The sequence below is a fragment of the Kamptonema formosum PCC 10802 genome (assembly GCF_000332335.1).
Classification (GTDB): Bacteria; Cyanobacteriota; Cyanobacteriia; order Cyanobacteriales; family Oscillatoriaceae; genus Oscillatoria.
Genome location: NZ_KB235948.1, coordinates 2,996,997 through 3,016,486, shown reverse-complemented (window position 1 = coordinate 3,016,486; position 19,490 = coordinate 2,996,997). Strand labels below are relative to the sequence as shown.

General features: G+C 54.9%; 20 protein-coding genes and 1 pseudogene. 16 read left to right on the top strand and 5 right to left on the bottom strand.

The annotated features are described in order from the left end of the window. Together OSC10802_RS56445 and OSC10802_RS0112920 are read right to left on the bottom strand one after the other, a co-directional pair. The coding region (locus OSC10802_RS56445; protein ID WP_082218277.1) for a DUF4912 domain-containing protein at nt 1-1,699 on the bottom strand (1,699 nt) is incomplete at its 3' end. 1,667 nt (nt 1,700-3,366) lie between these two features. After that, on the bottom strand, nt 3,367-5,724 hold the full coding sequence (locus OSC10802_RS0112920; RefSeq protein ID WP_017717189.1) for an IMS domain-containing protein: 2,358 nt from the start codon (nt 5,722-5,724) through the stop codon (nt 3,367-3,369). A gap of 968 nt (nt 5,725-6,692) precedes the next feature. Between OSC10802_RS0112920 and pdhA the strand changes: the two genes are divergently transcribed. The 4 genes from pdhA (at nt 6,693) to OSC10802_RS55590 (ending at nt 8,969) form a co-directional block, all read left to right on the top strand. Further along, nucleotides 6,693-7,727 carry a pyruvate dehydrogenase (acetyl-transferring) E1 component subunit alpha gene (gene pdhA / locus OSC10802_RS0112915; protein WP_017717188.1) on the top strand — a complete coding sequence of 345 codons (1,035 nt, stop codon included), beginning with the start codon at nt 6,693-6,695 and terminating at the stop codon, nt 7,725-7,727. Nucleotides 7,728-8,142: 415 nt separating this feature from the next. Then, nucleotides 8,143-8,448, top strand: coding sequence for a hypothetical protein (locus OSC10802_RS47575; RefSeq protein WP_155967674.1), 306 nt, complete (start codon nt 8,143-8,145; stop codon nt 8,446-8,448). A gap of 43 nt (nt 8,449-8,491) precedes the next feature. After that, nucleotides 8,492-8,797 carry a hypothetical protein gene (locus OSC10802_RS0112900; RefSeq protein ID WP_155967671.1) on the top strand — a complete coding sequence of 102 codons (306 nt, stop codon included), beginning with the start codon at nt 8,492-8,494 and terminating at the stop codon, nt 8,795-8,797. A gap of 43 nt (nt 8,798-8,840) precedes the next feature. Then, entirely contained in the window at nt 8,841-8,969 is a 129-nt protein-coding gene (locus OSC10802_RS55590; RefSeq protein ID WP_255349135.1) for a hypothetical protein, read from the top strand. Here OSC10802_RS55590 and OSC10802_RS0112890 read toward each other — a convergent pair. Further along, complete coding sequence (locus OSC10802_RS0112890) at nt 8,958-9,842, bottom strand: pentapeptide repeat-containing protein (protein WP_017717184.1); 885 nt, start codon at nt 9,840-9,842, stop codon at nt 8,958-8,960. The two genes, OSC10802_RS55590 and OSC10802_RS0112890, sit on opposite strands and share 12 nt — an antisense overlap. A gap of 3 nt (nt 9,843-9,845) precedes the next feature. Here OSC10802_RS0112890 and OSC10802_RS49685 point away from each other — a divergent pair, with 3 nt between their 5' ends. The 12 genes and pseudogenes from OSC10802_RS49685 to OSC10802_RS55585 all read left to right on the top strand — a co-directional run bounded on the left by OSC10802_RS49685 (nt 9,846) and on the right by OSC10802_RS55585 (nt 18,503). After that, the gene (locus OSC10802_RS49685) at nt 9,846-10,022 is read left to right on the top strand and encodes a hypothetical protein (protein ID WP_155967668.1); all 177 of its coding nucleotides are present in this window, start codon (nt 9,846-9,848) and stop codon (nt 10,020-10,022) included. A gap of 69 nt (nt 10,023-10,091) precedes the next feature. Beyond that, nucleotides 10,092-10,688, top strand: a complete 597-nt coding sequence (locus OSC10802_RS0112885; RefSeq protein ID WP_017717183.1) for a phycobiliprotein lyase — start codon at nt 10,092-10,094, stop codon at nt 10,686-10,688. Between the two features lie 257 nt (nt 10,689-10,945). Then, nucleotides 10,946-11,680: a 15,16-dihydrobiliverdin:ferredoxin oxidoreductase gene (locus tag OSC10802_RS0112875; RefSeq protein ID WP_017717181.1), complete on the top strand. Its 735-nt coding sequence runs from the start codon at nt 10,946-10,948 to the stop codon at nt 11,678-11,680. Then, entirely contained in the window at nt 11,677-12,423 is a 747-nt protein-coding gene (locus OSC10802_RS0112870; RefSeq protein WP_017717180.1) for a phycoerythrobilin:ferredoxin oxidoreductase, read from the top strand. The genes OSC10802_RS0112875 and OSC10802_RS0112870 overlap by 4 nt, the downstream gene beginning before the upstream one ends. A gap of 361 nt (nt 12,424-12,784) precedes the next feature. Continuing rightward, nucleotides 12,785-12,982, top strand: a pseudogene (locus tag OSC10802_RS54355) (transposase family protein); the annotation flags it as partial. Nucleotides 12,983-13,566: 584 nt separating this feature from the next. Further along, nucleotides 13,567-14,085: a C-phycocyanin subunit beta gene (cpcB, locus tag OSC10802_RS0112860; protein ID WP_017717177.1), complete on the top strand. Its 519-nt coding sequence runs from the start codon at nt 13,567-13,569 to the stop codon at nt 14,083-14,085. A gap of 81 nt (nt 14,086-14,166) precedes the next feature. Then, nucleotides 14,167-14,655: a C-phycocyanin subunit alpha gene (gene cpcA, locus OSC10802_RS0112855; protein ID WP_017717176.1), complete on the top strand. Its 489-nt coding sequence runs from the start codon at nt 14,167-14,169 to the stop codon at nt 14,653-14,655. Between the two features lie 174 nt (nt 14,656-14,829). Then, nucleotides 14,830-15,690, top strand: coding sequence for a phycobilisome linker polypeptide (locus OSC10802_RS0112850; RefSeq protein WP_017717175.1), 861 nt, complete (start codon nt 14,830-14,832; stop codon nt 15,688-15,690). A 346-nt stretch (nt 15,691-16,036) separates the two neighbouring features. After that, nucleotides 16,037-16,372, top strand: coding sequence for a rod-capping linker protein CpcD (gene cpcD / locus OSC10802_RS0112845; RefSeq protein WP_017717174.1), 336 nt, complete (start codon nt 16,037-16,039; stop codon nt 16,370-16,372). Between the two features lie 228 nt (nt 16,373-16,600). Then, nucleotides 16,601-17,431 carry a C-phycocyanin alpha-cysteine-84 phycocyanobilin lyase subunit CpcE gene (cpcE, locus tag OSC10802_RS0112840; RefSeq protein WP_017717173.1) on the top strand — a complete coding sequence of 277 codons (831 nt, stop codon included), beginning with the start codon at nt 16,601-16,603 and terminating at the stop codon, nt 17,429-17,431. A 276-nt stretch (nt 17,432-17,707) separates the two neighbouring features. Further along, nucleotides 17,708-18,364, top strand: coding sequence for a C-phycocyanin alpha-cysteine-84 phycocyanobilin lyase subunit CpcF (gene cpcF / locus OSC10802_RS0112830; protein WP_017717171.1), 657 nt, complete (start codon nt 17,708-17,710; stop codon nt 18,362-18,364). 10 nt (nt 18,365-18,374) lie between these two features. Continuing rightward, a complete protein-coding gene (locus tag OSC10802_RS55585; protein WP_255349134.1) occupies nt 18,375-18,503 on the top strand; it encodes a hypothetical protein in 129 nt (42 codons plus the stop codon). A gap of 25 nt (nt 18,504-18,528) precedes the next feature. Here the strand turns inward: OSC10802_RS55585 and OSC10802_RS0112825 are convergent, their stop codons facing one another. Both OSC10802_RS0112825 and clpS read right to left on the bottom strand, forming a co-directional pair. Further along, complete coding sequence (locus OSC10802_RS0112825; RefSeq protein ID WP_017717170.1) at nt 18,529-18,825, bottom strand: DUF2103 domain-containing protein; 297 nt, start codon at nt 18,823-18,825, stop codon at nt 18,529-18,531. Between the two features lie 102 nt (nt 18,826-18,927). Further along, entirely contained in the window at nt 18,928-19,221 is a 294-nt protein-coding gene (gene clpS, locus OSC10802_RS0112820; protein WP_026098426.1) for an ATP-dependent Clp protease adapter ClpS, read from the bottom strand. Nucleotides 19,222-19,490 lie beyond the last annotated feature (269 nt).

Here is a 19,490-nt window from a genome sequence, read left to right as displayed (position 1 = left end):
AGGAGCTCGGAGCCATCTCGTAAGAACTCATGGCGTAGGAGCTCGGAGCCATCTCGTAAGAACTCACGGCGTAGGAGCTCGGAACCCCGGCGTAGGAGCTGACGGCGTAGGAGCTCGGAACCCCGGCGTAGGAGCTGACGGCGTAGGAGCTCGGAACCCCGGCGTAGGAGCTGACGGCGTAGGAGCTCGGAACCCCGGCGTAGGAACTCACCGCATAGGAGGTCGGAACCGTCTCGAAGGAACTGACTCCCACCTGCGCCGAACCCGGAACTTGGGCGAAGGAACTGACAGCGTAGGAGCTGGGAACCTGAGCGAAGGAACTCACCGCATAGGAGGTGGGCACCGTCTCGAAGGAACTGACTCCCACCTGCGCCGAACCCGGAACTTGGGCGAAGGAACTGACAGCGTAGGAGCTGGGAACCTGAGCGAAGGAACTCACCGCATAGGAGGTGGGCACCGTCTCGAAAGAACTGACTCCCACCTGCGCCGGACCCGGAACCTGGGCGAAGGAACTGACAGCGTAGGAGCTGGGAACCTGAGCGAAGGAACTGACTCCCACCTGCGCCGAACCCGGAACCTGGGCGAAGGAACTGACAGCGTAGGAGCTAGGAACCTGGGCGAAGGAACTAACTCCCACCTGCGCCGAACCCGGAACCTGGGCGAAGGAACTGACAGCGTAGGAGCTGGGAACCTGGGCGAAGGAACTAACTCCCACCTGCGCCGAACTCGGAACCTGGGCGAAGGAACTCACCGCGTAGGAGCTGGGAACCGTCTCGAAGGAACTGACTCCCATCTGGGCCGCCCCCGGGATCATTTGGCCTGAGCCGGTCACCATTTGGCCTGAGCCCGTCACCATTTGGCCTGAGCCCGTCACCATTTGGCCTGACCCGGTCACCATCTCGAAGGAGCTCACCTGCTGTATGGAGCCGAACACAGCGCCGGCTTGCCACGCTCGCTCGGCGCTTTGAGCTTGGCCAAATATTTCCTCATAGATGGCCGAGCTGCGCCTGCCGGGGGCAACGAGTTCTAGGAACTTCTTACCGCGCAGTTCCTCTTCCCAACCAATGCTGAGGAATTTCTCTTCAATCCAATCGGAGGGATAAATCGGCGGAACGTGCGCCGACGCTGAACGAGCCAAAACGAGCCACCGGCCATCAGCGCAGCGGTAGCCGATCTCGATAACATAGTCACGGTCGCTCACCGGGATGGGCAAGTACCACTCGCGGGCCAGCTCGTCGCAGGGGTATTCCTGAATGCTGTGAGGGCTTTGAAAGTTCAGCTTCAGGTCAGTAACGTCGTAGAGGCGGAGCGCCTGCTGTTGGCCCCCCTGCTGGCGCAATTCTTGTTTGCGCTCATTGGGAACATCCCAGTAGGCGTAGGCCCATTGCGGATCGCGGGGCATCAGCACAATCCGGCTCACACCATAGCCAGCTGGCAACTCTGCCAACCCCTCATCGACGGATGCAAGACTGTTGGCGGTGCGATGTTCTTTACCGAGTTCAAATTTTGCAGCTTCCACTTCTTCTTGCGCCTCCAAATTACGAGCTTGACTGGGATTTTTGGTGCGTTGTATCTCTTGAATGGCAGCCAGCAGTTGCGACTTGCGCATCCGGCTATAGCGAGAGATGCCGTATTCGCTGGCAACTTTTCTCAGTTGCCGCAATGTCATCTCTTCCAAAGGTGGTCGTTCTTTTGCCATGAATTGGCCTCCGATAGGTTAGACGGCAAGTAGGTCGCTCCTGATTTACAGACAAGGGCGGCTGTACAGCATGCCCACAAAGTTCGCGCTATAATTTTATACGCCTTGTCGAGTGATGGAGTCGCGCTCGCGGGCGTGGCTTGTTTGGAAAACTGCGCAATCACTTATCCGCGTGCCTCCGTCGTTAATAAGTCTCGTGAGTTTACATCTGGCTTGCTGTACTGAGCGATGGCTCTCAGGGCGACCTGCTCTACCTGCTTACTGTTTTAGTCATAATCTAGGGCTGTGCTGGCGGTCTCTGTTGAGTCACTGACTGAACATCAACCTCGCAAACAACCATCCGCTCTTCCCTGGCGGGTACTCCCGCGTGCGTCCGCTGCTATTGGCAGTACGGTGTTGGCTCGCAGTGTGTGCCTCTCCCTAATAGGTAAGTGGGGAGCTTGTTTGCAACCCGGTGGCTGGGAACCGAGCTAAAATCTGTTGCCCGCTCATCACAGGCACCAGCAGCCTGTAAGAACCCCATAACCCCCTTACAGTCAAGAGGCGAAACGATATAGTTTGCCTGTAGGGCGGGCCGGAATGCCTGCCATCAAAGCTATCAGGCGGCATATCCCAGAGGCATCTTTTTCCCTACTTTTGTTTGACCTCTGGGTTACAGGCTCGCGCGACGGGCTTTTCATCCCGGAGTCCTACAAGCGAGCACTCCCTGATAAAACCTCCGTTCTCTGAGTTATCTGGTTGGGCGATTGGTCGATTGGGTTTGTATTTCTACGCCCCCGGTAACCCTCTGGGACTGGCGGTGAGTTGCTGACGGCCTCCTCTGTTCAGTTTGCGGTCGCGTCCCCGGCTGACGAATGGGTCGTGGCAGAGGCTACCACAGGGGTCTGTAGCTCCAACACTATCTCGGTAACAGAAATCCTAGAAAATAGCTTTTCTTTGGGATCGCCGGGATCGCTTTGTTAAGTTATATGTTGCAGAAAAATCCCGGTTCGGTCAAGGGGCTGCTGGGCGAATTCTAGGCAGATTTACGCATTTACGGGAAAAATGGGGATCGAAATGTCAGGATTCTGTGACAAATTGGCCGCTGCGCCCACCATGCCTGGCCTCAATGTTAGGGATTTATGACAAAACCAGCAAAAACTGCGACAGGGAGCAACGGTCTGAGCGGGGAATTATCCCTCTTCTGTCACGTTGGGGCAATTTGACGAATTTGCGCTATTTCAGGCAACGACAGATCCGGCTTTCACCCTTGTTTGACAAAAGAGGGTTAGAATACGAGTCATATTGGTTAGGACATCAGTGGCCTGGGGATAAAAGGCGTAGGGCAGGTATCTCGCCTTTCCTAATAAAAGGCGTAGGACAGGCGTCTCGCCTGTCCTACTGTCTTAACCCAAGTGAATACTGCGATAAAAATTTAAAGTAAAAAATTAAAAATGCAGGGAATGAAGGTTTTGTTGCATTCCCTGCATTTCTGGCATTTTTAATTTTTCATTTCCCTGGCGGCTATTCACGCCGGCAGGGGATAATTTGCAGGATTAGGAGATTTTCCCGTTCGCGGTGAGCGGACATTGCTCCTAAAGCTCCTGGATCTCTCGCTCTGTCCGTCTCCCCCTCTTCCTTTGTGTCCTGCGCTACCGCGCTACAGCCCCCCAGACTGGCAGACGCTCCTACCGCTGAATTTCCCAGTCTTGGATGCGCCACTGGCCATCCTTGCTCACCAATTGATACCGAACCACAAAGTTGCTGTCCCGAGACTGGCTCAGCCGGCCACTTTCATACAACTCAGCCCCTTCGCGCACCTTGACTTCTACCTCAGCTTGATTCGGCTGATTCTCATCAACCTGTACCGACTCCACCTTGACGCTGTGCTGGTAGCGCCAGTACCAGTTGTCTCTTTTGGCCTCTTCAGCCCGCTGCTGCCATTCGGATAAGGCAGGAGAGACTAAAATTTGCTGTAACTGCTGCACATCATGGCTCGGGCCTAAAGCCTGCGCTTTAACGAATAACCATTTCTCAATCACTTGCACCGCCACTGCCTCCGTCAGCGGGCCCGCTGCAGCGAGCGGATCGCTGTTCAGGCTGGGAATCGGCACCGGCGGCTGGTCCAGCTGCAGCAAGGGCTGCTCTCCTTCCAGAGACGGACCTGAGGCGCGACTGATCAGCTCTGCCAGCCAAGCCAAAGTTTTCAAACTGAGAAACCCAACCAGTCCCAGGAGCACAAGGCTCAGAACCGCCAGCACAATCAGCCGCTCCAGTTTAATATTTTGCAGCAGCTTTGCGCTCCGACGCTGCCAGCTGTAGGGCCGGCCCGTCGTCGCCGCCCCCCCCAGAGCAGCCGGCTCTGCCGGTTCAGCTGGGGTTCGCGATGGCTTTTCCACCGGCCCTAGGCTCAACTCCTCAGTCCGCTGCCGGAATTGCCGGCGCTCAGCAACAGGCTCTGAGCGGGAAGCCCCAGAAACGGTCTCTGGTTCTGGCCAGGGTTGAGGGCGGTTTTCCGGCTCTGGGGGGATGCTAGACCCAGAGAATGACAAGGGCGTCCGCGAACCGCCAGAAGCAGGACTCCTGCCACTCGGCAGACTGGTTCCACCGGCAGGCAGGTCCGCCGATCGTGTCGGGGCAATTCGCTCGGCGATGGAAATCACCGGTGCCGGTTCTGCCTTTGATTTGCTCTCCACCTTTTTTGGAGTCGGAGTCAGCCTGGAACCCACCGGCAGCCACTGCTCGCTGGCCATCTCCTCCTCAGCGGGAAGCGATTCCAAGTACGCCTGCACCTGTTCGTCCGCAAAATACTCTTTCAGCGACACCTGCTGACTGGCCAAGTCTCGGAAGTGGGGGAACACTTCCTCTTGCAGCCAGCGTTCCGCGTACAGGCAAAGACCGGGCAACAGGTCAGGCGCATCCTCAGAGCGCTGGCGGATGAAGTCAAGCGTTTCGTACTCTTGGCTGAGTTCCAAGGCTGCAGAGGCCTCCTCAGTCTGCCCCAGGAGCAGGGCGCAAATCCCCTGTTCCAGATGCACGTCCTGGCGCTTGCCCAAGCGCTGAAGCATCATCTTGGCCCGATGAATCAAAGCCGGCTGCCGCCCGGCAAACCCCCCTGCGATACAGGCATAAACCGCCAAGTAGGTGGCCACTGCTGAGGGACGCCGCGCTTCCGCTTCAAACAGGGTTTGTTGCTCTGCCGCCGTTAAGTAAGTCCGCAACTGCTGGATAAAGTGCAGGAAGTCATCCACACTCAACCCCGACTGGTCATTGCCACTGCCGTCAATCCCGCCCCGTTCTTGCAGCATGTCTCGCAGCAGCTGCACCCCTTTCCGGTGCCCTGCGGTGTTTTCCTCGCTTTTTTCCAGCAGCTCCAAAATCCGGTAGGGGCGCAGCTTGTAGACGTCCGCTTGCATTTCCCCCCGCACGTTAAGAAACAGACCTTCTTGCAGCAGGAGTTCAAGGCCTGTTTCCAGCGAGGCGGCGGCGTTTTCGTACTGGCCTTGCTGCCATTGCTCCCGACCCAGCTCCAGGCAAGCCAGAGCCACCGTTAATATAATGTCAGCCCCCACTAGCTGGGGGTCTCCAAACCGGCCCAGCTTCAAAGCGAAGCGGCCACTGCTGAGGTAGGGCTGGCTGAGCTTGAGGACCAATTCGTATTCCCCTAGCTCTTGGAGGATGAGCAGGGCACCGGCGAATTGCTTCTCATCGATTTCAATGCTCGGGGTGTGGTTCTCTGCGCCTGACTCCGCACTCCACAGGTCAGAATTTAGTATTTCTCCTGACTCCTGACTCCTGACTCCTGACTCCGGCTCCAGCCCGTATGTTTTGGCCAGAAAACTCGCATCATAGGCTTGGCGCTGCTCAGGGTCGCTGAGTACGGCGTAGGCTTCGTCGATCAATTGTTTGCGAGCTTGTATCGCCACCTCAGAATACTCCCGTCGCGGCAGCTGCAGCGCCCGATCGCGACGCGCCTGCAGCAGCTGTTCAGCTGTAGCCTGTATCGGTAAGCCTAAAATCCGGTAATAATCCAGCGGGATGCGCACAGTCCACTTCCCCAGCGGTGAGCAACTAAATTAATCTATACTAACCAGCCATCCGTCTTTTCAATAGCGGCACCATTACAATCTTACGCCCCAGACCTGCGCCAGGGCACCTCCCCCGACCGGTTACGCCGCACCCTTCCTCCACGATATTATAACTTTTGCCAATTTCCCACACCTGCTGGATCTGTAAACCACGCCCCCAGCCGGGACTGCATTCTGCCGGGCTGCAAATCGAGACTGCCCTGATTGTTAGCCCATCTTCCTTGGCCCCATTGGCCGTGCCGGTGGGTGCGGCCTTCTTTCCCTGAGAGGGGCACAAGTCCCGCAGCGAAGTTCAGACTGAGAGTGTGCTGCCGGCCATCTGCTCAGCTTTTACGCTCAGCTCGCACCAGCACGTTCCTTGGGCGGTCAAGTTCTTTTCCCCAGATGCCGCTGGCTCTCAGAGCTAATCTTAATTTTGACACAATCAGTTTCTAGTATTGATTTCAGGTGCTGCCTTTATACAAAAGCGTGGTAAACTGTACTATCATATAACCTGCCAGTCACCGCTCCACGCTTAGAGGCGCGAAAGTCCCGGTTAGCTGCTGTGCGTTCCACCAGGGGGCGTCTCTACAAGACCATAGCTCCGTGTTCTTCGGAATCTGCTGTTACCCTAACCCAATACGGGCTGCTACTGGGGCGACAGTCAAAAATAAGCAAAAAAAGGCGAAAACTGTCGAAAATGGGCCCCATGCAGTGGCTGGCTCCCCCCAGTAGGGGCGGGGCTTCCCCCGACGGTTCTGCTGCAAGCACTGGATATCTCTCAACTCGCCCCTACTTCTGGTGGCCTTTGAGTATTGATAGCCCCGCGCCTGCTCCGCGCGGTTGGTTGAGGCAGTTTAACCATTAGAGTAAAACGTAAAACACTAAATAAGTGGAAGAATTTTTCATAAAATAACTAAGCATTGTTGCAAGGGTACGAAAAATCAATGGTTCAGGAACGGACTTTACCGCGTTTTGACACTCGCACAGGACAAATCACTAAAGAAGAAGGACTGCGGCTGTACGAAGATATGGTACTGGGGCGCTTTTTTGAGGACAAGTGCGCCGAGATGTACTACCGGGGCAAAATGTTCGGGTTTGTTCACCTCTACAATGGCCAGGAGGCCGTCTCTTCCGGCGTCATTAAGGCCATGCGCCCCGATGAGGATTATGTTGCCAGCACCTATCGCGACCACGTCCACGCTCTTAGTGCCGGCGTGCCGGCATCCGAGGTGATGGCTGAGCTGTTTGGCAAAGCCACCGGCTGCAGCAAGGGACGGGGTGGCTCGATGCACTTGTTCTCCGCTCAGCACCGGCTGCTGGGCGGCTATGCTTTCGTGGCGGAGGGCATCCCCGTAGCCACCGGCGTGGCCTTCCAAACCAAGTACCGCCGAGAAGCTATGGGCTCACCGAACGCCGATCAGGTGACAGCTTGCTTCTTTGGCGATGGGGCTTGCAATAATGGCCAGTTTTTTGAGTGCTTGAATATGGCGGCTCTCTGGAAACTGCCGATTTTGTTTGTCGTGGAAAATAATAAGTGGGCGATTGGGATGGCTCACGAGCGGGCCACCTCCGATCCTGAGATTTACAAGAAAGCCAGTGCGTTTGGAATGGCGGGGGTTGAGGTGGATGGCATGGACGTGCTAGCGGTCTACTCCGTTGCTAGGGAAGCAATCGCCCGCGCTCGTGCCGGTGAGGGGCCCACTTTGATTGAAGCGCTGACCTACCGGTTCCGGGGTCACTCTCTCGCCGATCCAGATGAATTGCGCTCCAAGGAAGAGAAGGATTTCTGGTTCACCCGCGATCCCATTAAGCGCCTTGCGGCTTATCTGACTGAGCAAAATCTGGCCAACTCAGAGGAGCTCAAGGCGATCGAGAAAAAGGTTCAGGCCACCGTTGATCATGCGGTCAAGTTTGCCGAGGAAAGCGCCGAACCCGATCCGAGCGAACTCTATCGCTATATCTTTGCTGAGGATGAGTGAGGACTTGTTCTAGCCCGCCCCGGCACCCGACAGGAACTTTCGCCCGCCGTCCCGGCCTTTCTCTCCAACTTTTGCTCTCTGTTGTTTCTCTCCTTCCCCAGCTGTCTCGCTCCCTGCCAGAGCCTGGGAATGCCCATCAGGAGGCTTCCGCCTCCTGTCTGCCTTAGAATTAGGGCCGCCTGCCGGCCAAACGTTAAATTTTGTTAAATTTTACCCGCTGCGGCAAAATTTGTCCTGGGGTGGGGTTGACTTCAGTCCGGTCTGGGGATATAGTATTTATAATGGGATAGCGGCAAAAATAAAATTTTCGCAGCTATCCCATTATGAAGTAGTATACCGGGAGCTGAAAGTAAAGTCAAGCCCCCAGCTGAAAAAAATTGGCGGGGGCCCTGAATGCAGGCCAATTTTGCAGAAATTGCACAGAAGAGTCCGCCGACAAGATGAAAACGTGCCGGTGGGCTCGCCGGCATCGGGGAGACTGGTGGCAGAGAAAGGAAATTGCCGGCACCGGCAGATGAAAGATGTCCCGCCTGCCGGCCAAACGTTAAATTTTGTTAAATTTTACCCGCTGCGGCAAAATTTGTCCTGGGGTGGGGTTGACTTCAGTCCGGTCTGGGGATATAGTATTTATAATGGGATAGCGGCAAAAATAAAATTTTCGCAGCTATCCCATTATGAAGTAGTATACCGGGAGCTGAAAGTAAAGTCAAGCCCCAGCTGAAAAAAATGGCGCGGGCCCTGAATGCAGGCCAATTTTGCAGAAATTGCACAGAAGAGTCCGCCGACAAGATGAAAGCGTGCCGGTGGGCTCGCCGGCATCGGGGAGACTGGTGGCAGAGAAAGGAAATTGCCGGCACCGGCAGATGAAAGATGTCCCGCCTGCCGGCCAAACGTTAAATTTTGTTAAATTTTACCCGCTGCGGCAAAATTTGTCCTGGGGTGGGGTTGACTTCAGTCCGGTCTGGGGATATAGTATTTATAATGGGATAGCGGCAAAAATAAAATTTTCGCAGCTATCCCATTATGAAGTAGTATACCGGGAGCTGAAAGTAAAGTCAAGCCCCAGCTGAAAAAAATGGCGCGGGCCCTGAATGCAGGCCAATTTTGCAGAAATTGCACAGAAGAGTCCGCCGACAAGATGAAAGCGTGCCGGTGGGCTCGCCGGCATCGGGGAGACTGGTGGCAGAGAAAGGAAATTGCCGGCACCGGCAGATGAAAGTGGGCACTCTCCTACTCCCCTAACTGGGGTATCAAACTCTCGCGAGTCGTGCGGCGAGTAAACGGATTCCAAGTGTCCAACTCGGCGGAAGGCCGGCTGCACAGCATCCCCCTCACCGAGGGACTCAATCCCTGAACGCTGGAGAAATCAGCCCCCGCAATACTCTGCAAATTATTCAACTCCGCTCCCGTCAGGTCAGCGGCACGCAAATCCACATTCTGCAATTCGGCACCATTCAACCGGGCATTTCGCAAATAAGCTCCGGTCAGAAAAGCGTCCCGGAGATTTGCTCCGCTTAAAGACACTCCTTCTAAATTGGCTCCGGTCAAGTCCGCGCCGCTCAGGTAAGCTCCCAGGAGGTTGGCGCCGGTGAGATCGGCACCCCGGAGTTCAGCGGTATTCAGGTAAGCCCCACTCAGCCCGGCACCTGGCCCAACTGCCCCGCACTTCTTGCCGGCAAACCCTTCAGGCCAAATTGTCTCCTTATTATATAGAGCGACTAGCAGCTTGGCACCGGCAAGGTTAGCGCCATTGAGGTTGGCTGCGCGCAAGTCACAGCGCTGCAAGTAGGCGTCTTGCAAGTCCGCACCGGCAAGGTTCGCGCCGGTGAGATCCGCACCGCGCAAATCCGCACCCCGGAGGTTAGCCTGACTCAAGTCGGCATTTCTCAGATTGGCTCTGAGCAAGCTGGCTTTGCTGAGATTGGCTCGCTGCAGCTGTGCGCCACTGAGATTAACTTGGTACAAATCCTTCTGAGTGAGATCCACACCCTGCAAGTCGGCACCGGCAAGGTCTTGCCCGTGCTTAAACGCTTTGACGAGAGTCTCGGCTGGGGAGTGAGCGAGAGTATGTGAGCCGGCGCTAGTGCCGGCTGGCTGCACTGGAGTGATTGTCATCAGATGGTGGGAGAACGAAACTGTGAGGCTTATTCTACCGTTGGACTGTGCCGGTGGAATGCAGTTGGAGCCGGTGAGAGCCCCTCCCCCCAGCCGCCTCAGCAGGGGGAGCTGGAATTTCTCCGGGTTGGGGGTGGGGTTGAGCACCCACCAGCTGCGGTACTGGGAAGGCCGGTGTGACGTATTCTATAAATCAGCCGATTTTAGACAGCCGGCTGAGGCTACCTATCTCCTGAGGTCAAGAAACCGATGCAGCTGAAACCACCGATGACGATGATGGACTTTTTCCGCAAGAGTGAGGGGACGTGGTTTACCCAACGCAGCGTCCATCACTTTGACTCATCTGCTGACGAGTCTGGGGAGTCGAATCTGACGGTGCAGGTCTTTGAAAAAGATGACCCCAGAGTTCAGCAAGTTTGCGAGCAGCAAGGCATTGACCCAGCTAGAGCCACCGGCGGTGCTAGCTTTGGCTGGCAAGAAAACCTGGACACCCGGCTGCTCAACCCCAATAACGCGGCGATTCTGGTGGACATTCCCGACGACGAGACGGGGCTGACCGGCAAACTCATCCGCAACAGGGGCTATGTGGAAGGTATCCCCGTGGTCAGTCGCTACCGGTTCGCTTCCGATGGGGTGCTGACAATTGATACTGATTATGAAAACAACCAGGGGCAGGAGCGCTGCTGGTTTATCAGGGATGACTTTCGGGTGCGCGTCAGCACTGTGCGGATGATGAACGGCGTCAACCTGATGACCTATTGCTCTGAACGCAGATGTGTTTCACCGGATGTTTTAGAAGAGATGATACGCAAAAATCATGCCAGAATTGCCGCGCAGAGCCATTAATGCTCCAATATCCGAATAATCAATCTGAAATAAACTCTGTGGGGGAGGGGTGTGGGGTGCGCCCCCCGCCGCTGCCGGGCCGGGCGAGGACTGCCGGCAAATTTTAACATTTTTAAAAATTTTTAAATCTTTCTTAACGATTTTGGCGGGAAAAGGGGCATTTGTTACGGATTGTTGCTTTGTTTCTGAGAAATGAGACGCGCCGGGGGGGCGTCCTCTATGCTCATGAGAGTTATAGCATGTGAGTTCAACAATCTATGTACAGGCCGTTTCTGGAATACTTAGAAAAAGAGCTGTTTGAGCGGTTTGACTTGCGCTCTCGCCCGATTCCGACCGGCTTGGAACTGAAGGTGAGCGAGCGCGGCAAGCATCCTGCAACGATTCAGAGCTGGTGTTACGAGTGCGCTGAATTGCGCAAAATGCGCTACACTTATATAGATGCCGGTGTTGCGGCGCAAGTTTTTAACAGCGTTATTTACCCCAGTCACCATTACGACCTGCCCTTGCTAGGCATTGATTTGCTGTCATTCGGGCAAAAGAAAATATTGATAGTCCTGGACTTCCAGCCGCTATTCCGCGACGATGCTTATCAAGCAAAGTATATAGAGCCGTTGCGGGAGCTTCACGATAAGTATAGCGATTTGGCTCAAAATTTAGAAATGAAATTTTATGACGCCAATCAATATTTCTCCAAATACTTGCTGTTTGCGAAAACCGATGAGGAAACGGTGGCAACGCGGGTATTTTCAGCTTACAAAGATTATTTAAACTTGTACTGGCAAATGCTGTCGCAAGCCCAGCCGCTGACAGACCCGGAAGACATCCAGCGGATCGTGAAGGCCCAGAAAGACTACGACCAGTACAGTGCTGACAGGGACCCTGCATCGGGGCTGTTCAGCAGTTATTTCGGTCACGAGTGGGCGGAGAGATTCCTGTACGAGTTTCTCTTTGAAGACGCAGTGCCTTTAGCTGTCAGCACCGGCAGACGATGAGCCTCTATCAACCTTTCTTAGATTACGCCATCGCAGAGTTGGGCCAGCGCCTGGACTTGCAGCCGTACCCGATCCCAGCTGGGTTTGAGCGCAAAGCGGCCACAGTGGGCAAGGGGAAGAACCAGGAGGAGGTGGGGACCGCCAGTTACGCCTTTCAGTCGAGTAAGCTGCGGCAAATACGGGCGGCTCACGTTCAGGGTGGCCAGTCGTTACAGGTGCTCAACTTCGTGATTTTCCCGCACCTTAATTATGACTTGCCTTTTTTCGGTGCCGACTTGGTGACGCTGCCGGGGGGGCACCTGATTGCTTTGGACATGCAGCCGCTTTTCCGGGACGATCCCGCTTACCAGGCGAAGTACACCGAGCCAATCTGGCCAATTTTTGAGGCGCACCGGCAGCACCTCCCTTGGGGAGGGGACTTCCCAGACGAAGCCAAGCCGTTTTTCTCGCCGGCGTTTCTGTGGACGCGCCCGGCGGAAACGGAAGTTGTCCAGACGCGAGTCTTTGAGGCGTTCAAGGACTACCTGCACGCTTACTTGAATTTTGTGGCGCAAGCAGTGCCGGTTGCGGACAGCTGTCGGCTGCAGGACATCGAGCAAGCCCAGCTGCGCTACCTGCGCTACCGCGCCGAGAAAGATCCCGCCCGGGGGATGTTTCGGCGCTTCTACGGGGAGGAGTGGACTGAGGAGTACATCCACGGCTTCCTGTTCGACTTGGAGCGACAGCTGGCCAAAGCCGGCTGACCGGATACAGCTGCCGCACTCGTGCCGGTCGGTACAATTACTCACCGGCACAGCGGCAAATATTAAGAAAATCTTAAAACTGAGCAATTGTTACAAATCGTAATAAAAAGAAGCGCAACCGCGTTGTATAAAAATAATCGGAAGGGTTGAGACGGGATCTTTGGAAACCCGCTAAAATCCTCTAAAACCTGTCCAAATCAGGATGGGAACGGAGGGGTTTACCTGTCAAAAGTGCCTGCAACAGCAGGATGTTGGCAGAAGGGCTCTGGTAGAATTGCTGGAGCCAGCCTTCGACGCAATGTTACCCTCAAAGCAGTAAAAAGCTGAGAGGGGGAAGGGCGAGCCGGCAACCTGCTTTGAGACTCGTTGCGGTCACGTCCACACCAGTTTAGGTGGCTCCAAAGTGTTCCAATGTCCCAGTTGCTGGTTTACAGTATCGAGGGAGTGGAACGGCACTTTCGGGATTGTCCTGAAAGTTTTGCGGGATACCGCCTCTATCGTCTTCATAGGTGATAGTGCTATCGTTACATTGTCCAGGGATGCCCGGAACAATGTCGCGAAAATGTATCAGGTGATAGGAAAGGTGATGAACCTTGTCCATACCGGCGCAAATCCGAAATGTCCCAAACCTGATGGGGGAGGGAACAGAGGGAGTGCCTGGTGGGGAGGCTCAACCCCCGGCGAACAAAGAAAACAACTGAAACTGCCCAAGGATTTATACGGGTTCAGATGAGGCAAGTTTTCTGAGAGCGGGCGGGGGAAGAGACAGCAAGGAAAGTCAGCGCTCCTAGACAAAAAAATATTTCCATACTCCGTCAGGGAGATATGGGATTGAAGGCAATTGGCACCGCCTTGGGAGTTCAGGCGCTCGTGTCGAGTGACAGGAGTGGCAAAGAGTCTCAAAAGAGTTCTATCTCGTAAAAAAAGATAGAAAGTGTCAAAGAGGTGTAAAATTTTTTCAGGTTGCAAAAATGTAGCGCGTGCTGCAGAATATCTGTAACAGCCTGCATTGAAGCGGGGCTAAAACCAGCGGAATGGCTGGCGGCTGTCCAAGAGTTTTCCTTGCCGGATACGGCAGTTGAAAACGACTGAACTTACCCTTAAAATCCAAAGCAAACCCAGTCTAATTAGGAGATAGAGTCCATGCTAGATGCATTTTCCAAGGTTGTGTCCCAAGCTGACGCCCGGGGTGAATTCCTGAGCAGCGCTCAACTGGATGCCCTCAGCAACGTCGTCAAGGAAGGCAGCAAGCGTCTGGATACCGTCAACCGCATCACCAGCAACGCTTCCACCATCGTTGCCAACGCGGCTCGCGCCCTGTTTGCCGAGCAACCCCAGCTGATCAACCCGGGTGGGAATGCATACACCAACCGCCGCATGGCAGCCTGCTTGCGGGATATGGAAATCATCCTGCGCTATGTCACCTACGCAACCATTGCCGGTGATGCCAGCGTTCTGGACGATCGCTGCCTGAATGGCCTGCGCGAAACCTACCAAGCTCTGGGCGTACCTGGCGCTTCTGTGGCTGCCGGCGTTCAAAAGATGAAGGAAGCCGCCATCCAGATCGCCAACAACCCGTCTGGGATTACCCCTGGCGATTGCAGCGCCCTGATGTCTGAAGTGGCCAGCTACTTCGATCGCGCCGCTGCAGCTGTTGCCTAATTAAGCAACAGAGTATCCAGCTTGAGCTCTCACCTTTCGACGACAACCTTCTAGGAAAACCATTCGGGAGATATCCAAACAATGAAAACCCCCATCACTGAAGCCATTTCAGCTGCTGACAGCCAAGGCCGTTTCCTGAGCAACAGCGAATTGCAAGCCGTTGACGGTCGCTTCAAGCGGGCAGTGGCCAGCATGGAAGCCGCTCGCGCTCTGACCAGCAAAGCCGACGGCCTGATCAGTGGCGCAGCCCAAGCGGTGTACAACAAGTTCCCGTACACCACTCAACTGCAAGGCCCCAACTACGCCTCCACCCAAACCGGCAAGGACAAGTGCGCCCGCGACATCGGCTACTACCTGCGTATGGTGACCTACTGCTTGGTTGCCGGCGGCACTGGCCCGATGGACGAGTACCTGATTGCCGGTTTGGCTGAAATCAACAGCACCTTTGAACTGTCTCCGAGCTGGTACGTCGAAGCCCTGAAGTACATCAAGTCCAATCACGGTCTGAGCGGCCAAGCTGCCAACGAAGCTAACACCTACATCGACTACGCCATCAACGCTCTGAGCTAATTTAGACGCAACCGATAGCGTCTGTCCGCTCACGCAGATCCGGCTACGGATGTCCGGACAGGTATGCAGATGCTAGCCAAAAGCTAGTAGTTGTTTACCTCTCCGGACATCTTGTATATTCAGGCTCTCACAAGGTCTGGCTGAACAAGTTTGTTGCGAATTGGGAGAAGTCAAATGGCTATTACAGCAGCAGCATCCCGTTTGGGAACAACTGCTTTTCGGGACGCAGCGCCGGTGGAATTGCGCCCCAAGTGGAGTCAAGAAGAGGCAGAAAATGTGATTCGCGCCGTATACCGGCAGGTTTTGGGAAATGACTACGTGATGGCATCGGAACGTCTCATTTCTGGAGAATCACTCCTGAAAAACGGCAGCATCAGCGTGCGAGAATTTGTGCGCTATGTGGCCAAATCAGAACTTTACAAATCCAAGTTTTTATACAGCAATTTCCAGACCCGGGTAATTGAACTCAACTACAAACACCTGCTGGGTCGCGCTCCGTATGATGAGTCAGAAGTAATCTATCACCTGGATCTCTACGAGACCGAGGGGTTTGATGCCGAGATAGACTCTTACATCGACTCTCAAGAGTATCAAAACAGCTTTGGCGACAGTATAGTGCCTTACTATCGCGGCTTTGACACCCAGCGGAGTCAAAAAACCGTAGGGTTTAACCGCATGTTCCGGCTGTATCGCGGCTACGCCAACAGCGATCGCGCTCAGCTCGAAGGCAAGAATTCCCGCCTCGCTCGCGAACTGGGACAGAATCGGGCCTCTACCATTGTTGCTCCCTCCGGCGGAACTGAAGGCTGGTCGTACCGCGCTGCGTCTGATGCCGTTCCCAGCACCTGTTTGGGTGGCGCTTTTGTTGGCTTTGGGGAAGAAGGTAAAGTCTACCGCATCGAAGTCACCGGCATTCGCCAAACCGGCGTGCGCCGCAGCAGCACCAGCTTTCTCGTGCCTTACGACCAGCTCTCGACAAAAATGCAGCAAATTCTGCGCTCTGGCGGGAAAATTGCCAGCGTGACGCCGGCGTAATCATCAGCTCCGGAGTCTCCGGAGCTGAGTGGGCTGGTATCACTTGGGGAAATATAGCGGTTCTAATTGAGGAGTGAAAATTATTTTTCAAATAAACCGCCATAGACGCGCAAGCGGCTTCCCGCAGGGTAGACGCCAAGAGCGCCAAGGAAGGAAGAGAGAGAAGTCTCTCACAAATCATTTAGAACTGCGATAGACCCTGGCGATAAAAATGGCGGCCACAGAAACTTTAGTCCGCTTGCGCGGACGAGTGCCGGCTGCCCCCCCTGGGCGCGTTCTACAGGTGCTTGCATCTCTATTGTCTTACGCTCCCGGAGCTAAGTTAGTTTTGAGTGGCGAGTGCTGAGTGATTTATGAAATTCAAAACTCAAAACTCAAAACAAAAATAGGAAAAATATTTGGTGACTTTCAGGTACAGGAGGTAGCGACAGATATGCTCGGTCAAGCAGCTTATAGAAGTTCGGCTAATACTCCATCTGGCAGCCGCTTCTTTCGGTATGAAGTCGTCGGTCTGGCTCAAAACCAAGAAACGGACAAAACGAACTACCAGATTCGCCAGAGCGGAAGCGTGTTTATCACGGTGCCTTACAGCCGCATGAATGAAGAAATGCAGCGGATTACTCGCCTGGGTGGCAAAATTGTCAGCATTCAACCCCTGACGTCTGAGAGTGAGGCTGGCTAGGATACGAACTGACCCCTCTTAAGGAAAGTGGGATTACCTCCGGGCGGAACCCTCACACGCCCTACTCCCCCTGCACGCTCTTCCTTCCATAAAGGGAGAGGGGCAGGGGTTTCTCCCGTGCGAGAGCCGCCAGAGAAAGTCAGGGAATATTCGGCACTGTCCGGCTTTTTGCGAGCGCTGAGAGCGACAAAAAGCGACAAAAAGTGACTGCACAGCAGAAAATAAGCGATGCAAGATTATTTTGAACCGGCACCAGAAAATGGCGGCGAGTCCCTAACCCCAGAGCAGGCGGTGGCGAACCTGCGCGGCGCTGACCTGGGGAAGCGCTACTATGCTGCTTGGTGGCTCGGCAGGTTTCGCATTTCCACCCCAGAAGCGGTGGCAGCACTGCTGGCAGCGCTGGAAGACGAATCTGACCGCACAGAAGATGGCGGCTACCCGCTGCGGCGGAATGCGGCGCGAGCCCTCGGAAAGCTGGGAGACAGCCAAGCCGTTCCGGCGCTGGTTCGCTGTTTGGAAAACTCCGACTATTACGTTCGGGAAGCGGCGGCGCAGTCGCTGGAAATGCTGGGAGCTCCCGCCTGCGTGCCAGCGCTGGTGCGGCTGCTTGCCGGTGGGGTGGCGGCGGCAGTGCGGGTTCCGGGGAAACCCCATCTCGCCCAACCTTACGATGCCGTACTGGAAGCCTTGGGAACCCTCGGCGCTGCTGAGGCGATGGGGGAGATTGAACCGTTCCTGGAACATCCGGTGCAGCGGGTGCAGTACGCCGCCTTTCGCGCCATGTACCAGCTGACCGGCAAACCCATTTATGGGGATCACCTCGTGCGAGCTTTGCAGGGGGACGAGCTGCAATTGCGCCGGTCGGCACTGATGGATTTGGGGGCAATTGGCTATTTGCCAGCAGCTGAGCCGATTGCTGAGACTCTGGCAGAAAACAGTCTGAAAATTATCGCTCTCAAGGGTCTGCTGGAATATCACTTGAAAAATACCCCCACCGAATCTCCCGCTCTGTCGGATGACGCTATCCGGGTTATGAGTCTGATGGATTCGCTCCTGTGAGGTCCTGCGGGTGAGAACAGGCTGCTGCTGAATTGCTCTGGGGTTTCTCTCTATTTTAAGGGGGAAGAATGAACCGCAAAGACGCCATAGACGCGCCAGCGGCTTGCCCGTTGGGTAGAGCGCCAAGAAAAAAGAGGGAGAGAAAATTCTCGTTTTCAGGGCGATATGGGGACGCATTAAACTTGGCTGCGGCCTCCATAGTTATCGTGTAATTTTCGTATAATTATGGGGGATGAGAAAAGGTGTGTTTTAATAATTATTGCTAGCAAATTAGCTATGACCTCTACAGTTACAACCGGCGACGCCGGCATCCACAAATTCATTAAAGCGGTTGATGAGGCCGCTTCGGCTGACGGTTTGCTCAAGGCGGTGCAGGCGCTAGCGGCAGCGCAATCTTTAGCAGCGATTCCGACATTAATCGATGTTTTGCGCTACAACAACCCGGGGGCGGCGGTGGCTGCGGTGGATGGGCTGATTCTCATAGGGGAGCCGGCGGTGCAGCCGATTTTGGAGCAGCTGGATGGCTACAATTACGGAGCTAGGGCTTGGGCAATTCGGGCGCTCGCGGGAATCGGAGATCCGCGCGGTTTGGAGTTATTGATTGCGGCGGCTGAAACGGATTTTGCCCTGAGCGTGCGCCGCGCTGCAGCCAAAGGGCTGGGCAATTTGCAATGGTTTAAGATGCCGGTGGAGCGGGTGGCACAGGAGCAGTGGCGAGTCTTTAACACACTGGTGCTGGTTTGTCAAGACCCGGAATGGGTGGTGCGCTATGCCGGTGTGGTGGGGCTGGAAGGATTGGCGAAAGCCGCACCGGCTTCCACGCCGGCGTGGTTTGAGAAAATCCAGGATCAGTTGCGGGAAATGGGGGCGGCGGATGACGTGTTGGCGGTTCGCGCCCGCGCTTTGTGGGCAAGTCAGAACCTTTCCGCCTAGAAAGTATTGTATGGCAGTGGACAGTAAGTTTAGGACATTAGGACAGGCGAGACGCCTGTCCTACGTCCTACGAGGTATATCCGTAGGTACGACCTGCGCCATGCCTCAAGGTCCAAGCGTCAGTCCTGGGGATATTTAATTTATTTAGACTCAGTGGGCTTGACTTATTTCAACTTTAGTGCTAAAGCAATCGCCTCTTCCAGCTCCTGCTGCCCCAAGGCGGCGATCACAAATACTTCTTGTACGGTTTTGCCTTGTCTGGCGATTAATTTAAATCCCCCTCGAATGGGGACGGACACCCTTAAAGTCATCCGAGGGGTGTGACCTTTGACGTTGCCAATCACGCCGGGAGTGATGGTTTGAATGTTGGGGTGCTTGGCGAGACGCTCCAGGATCGCGATCAAACCGGGAATGTGGGTCGAGTGATTGAGAACTAGCCGGCCATTGGAAGAGGTGCCCATAGGGATTTAACCAAATAACTTCCCCCTCAGTCTAGGGCTGAGCCAGCCAAAAACTATCAATTAATTAAGAACTTCTGTCAGCAAAGCACCGGCACCCCAGTTTTATGCTTTCTCCAGGGGAGCCATCGTTAACCCAGCGCGACTCAGCTGCTGGTGGTACAGTTCGGCTTGCTCTTGGGGGCCCACCCAGACGGTGGCTTGCCCTTCATAGTGGACTTGGTTGGTGAGATCCCAAGCCCGATCGCCCGTCATCCCCGGGATGTACTTCATCAAGCATTCAGCAACGTGTTTAAACGTGTTAAAATCATCGTTGAGCACGATCACCTTGTAGTTGGGATAGAGCTTGCGGGTAACTTGAGTGGCGCGGTCAGGAGTTACGGTTGGGGAAGTGGCCATAGCGCGAACACCAGAGATAACGGCAGTCATACGGCAGGTAGCGAAAATATCTTAATAAAATGAAACAGCCAGAATTTAAGAATATTTTAACGTTTGGCTGGGGCTGGGACGCGCAGCCGGCACCGTTTGCAAGTTCAGCGTAGCCCAAAGGTTCGTAGTTGGGCTTTAGCCCAAAGGTTCGTAGTTGGGCTTTAGCCCAAAGGTTCGTAGTTGGGCTTTAGCCCAAAATTCGCAGTTGGGCTTTAGCCCAAAATTCGCAGTTGGGCTTC

Excerpts from the sequence above, each read along its gene's own strand:
- OSC10802_RS0112890 (WP_017717184.1), bottom strand. The coding sequence starts at position 9,842 with ATGACAATCACTCCAGTGCAGCCAGCCGGCACTAGCGCCGGCTCACAT.
- cpcE (WP_017717173.1), top strand. The coding sequence starts at position 16,601 with ATGCAAGATTATTTTGAACCGGCACCAGAAAATGGCGGCGAGTCCCTA.
- cpcF (WP_017717171.1), top strand. The coding sequence starts at position 17,708 with ATGACCTCTACAGTTACAACCGGCGACGCCGGCATCCACAAATTCATT.
- OSC10802_RS49685 (WP_155967668.1), top strand. The coding sequence starts at position 9,846 with ATGGTGGGAGAACGAAACTGTGAGGCTTATTCTACCGTTGGACTGTGC.
- OSC10802_RS0112875 (WP_017717181.1), top strand. The coding sequence starts at position 10,946 with ATGTACAGGCCGTTTCTGGAATACTTAGAAAAAGAGCTGTTTGAGCGG.
- cpcB (WP_017717177.1), top strand. The coding sequence starts at position 13,567 with ATGCTAGATGCATTTTCCAAGGTTGTGTCCCAAGCTGACGCCCGGGGT.
- OSC10802_RS55585 (WP_255349134.1), top strand. The coding sequence starts at position 18,375 with ATGGCAGTGGACAGTAAGTTTAGGACATTAGGACAGGCGAGACGCCTG.
- OSC10802_RS0112825 (WP_017717170.1), bottom strand. The coding sequence starts at position 18,825 with ATGGGCACCTCTTCCAATGGCCGGCTAGTTCTCAATCACTCGACCCAC.
- clpS (WP_026098426.1), bottom strand. The coding sequence starts at position 19,221 with ATGGCCACTTCCCCAACCGTAACTCCTGACCGCGCCACTCAAGTTACC.
- pdhA (WP_017717188.1), top strand. The coding sequence starts at position 6,693 with ATGGTTCAGGAACGGACTTTACCGCGTTTTGACACTCGCACAGGACAA.
- OSC10802_RS0112870 (WP_017717180.1), top strand. The coding sequence starts at position 11,677 with ATGAGCCTCTATCAACCTTTCTTAGATTACGCCATCGCAGAGTTGGGC.
- cpcA (WP_017717176.1), top strand. The coding sequence starts at position 14,167 with ATGAAAACCCCCATCACTGAAGCCATTTCAGCTGCTGACAGCCAAGGC.
- OSC10802_RS0112885 (WP_017717183.1), top strand. The coding sequence starts at position 10,092 with ATGCAGCTGAAACCACCGATGACGATGATGGACTTTTTCCGCAAGAGT.
- OSC10802_RS0112850 (WP_017717175.1), top strand. The coding sequence starts at position 14,830 with ATGGCTATTACAGCAGCAGCATCCCGTTTGGGAACAACTGCTTTTCGG.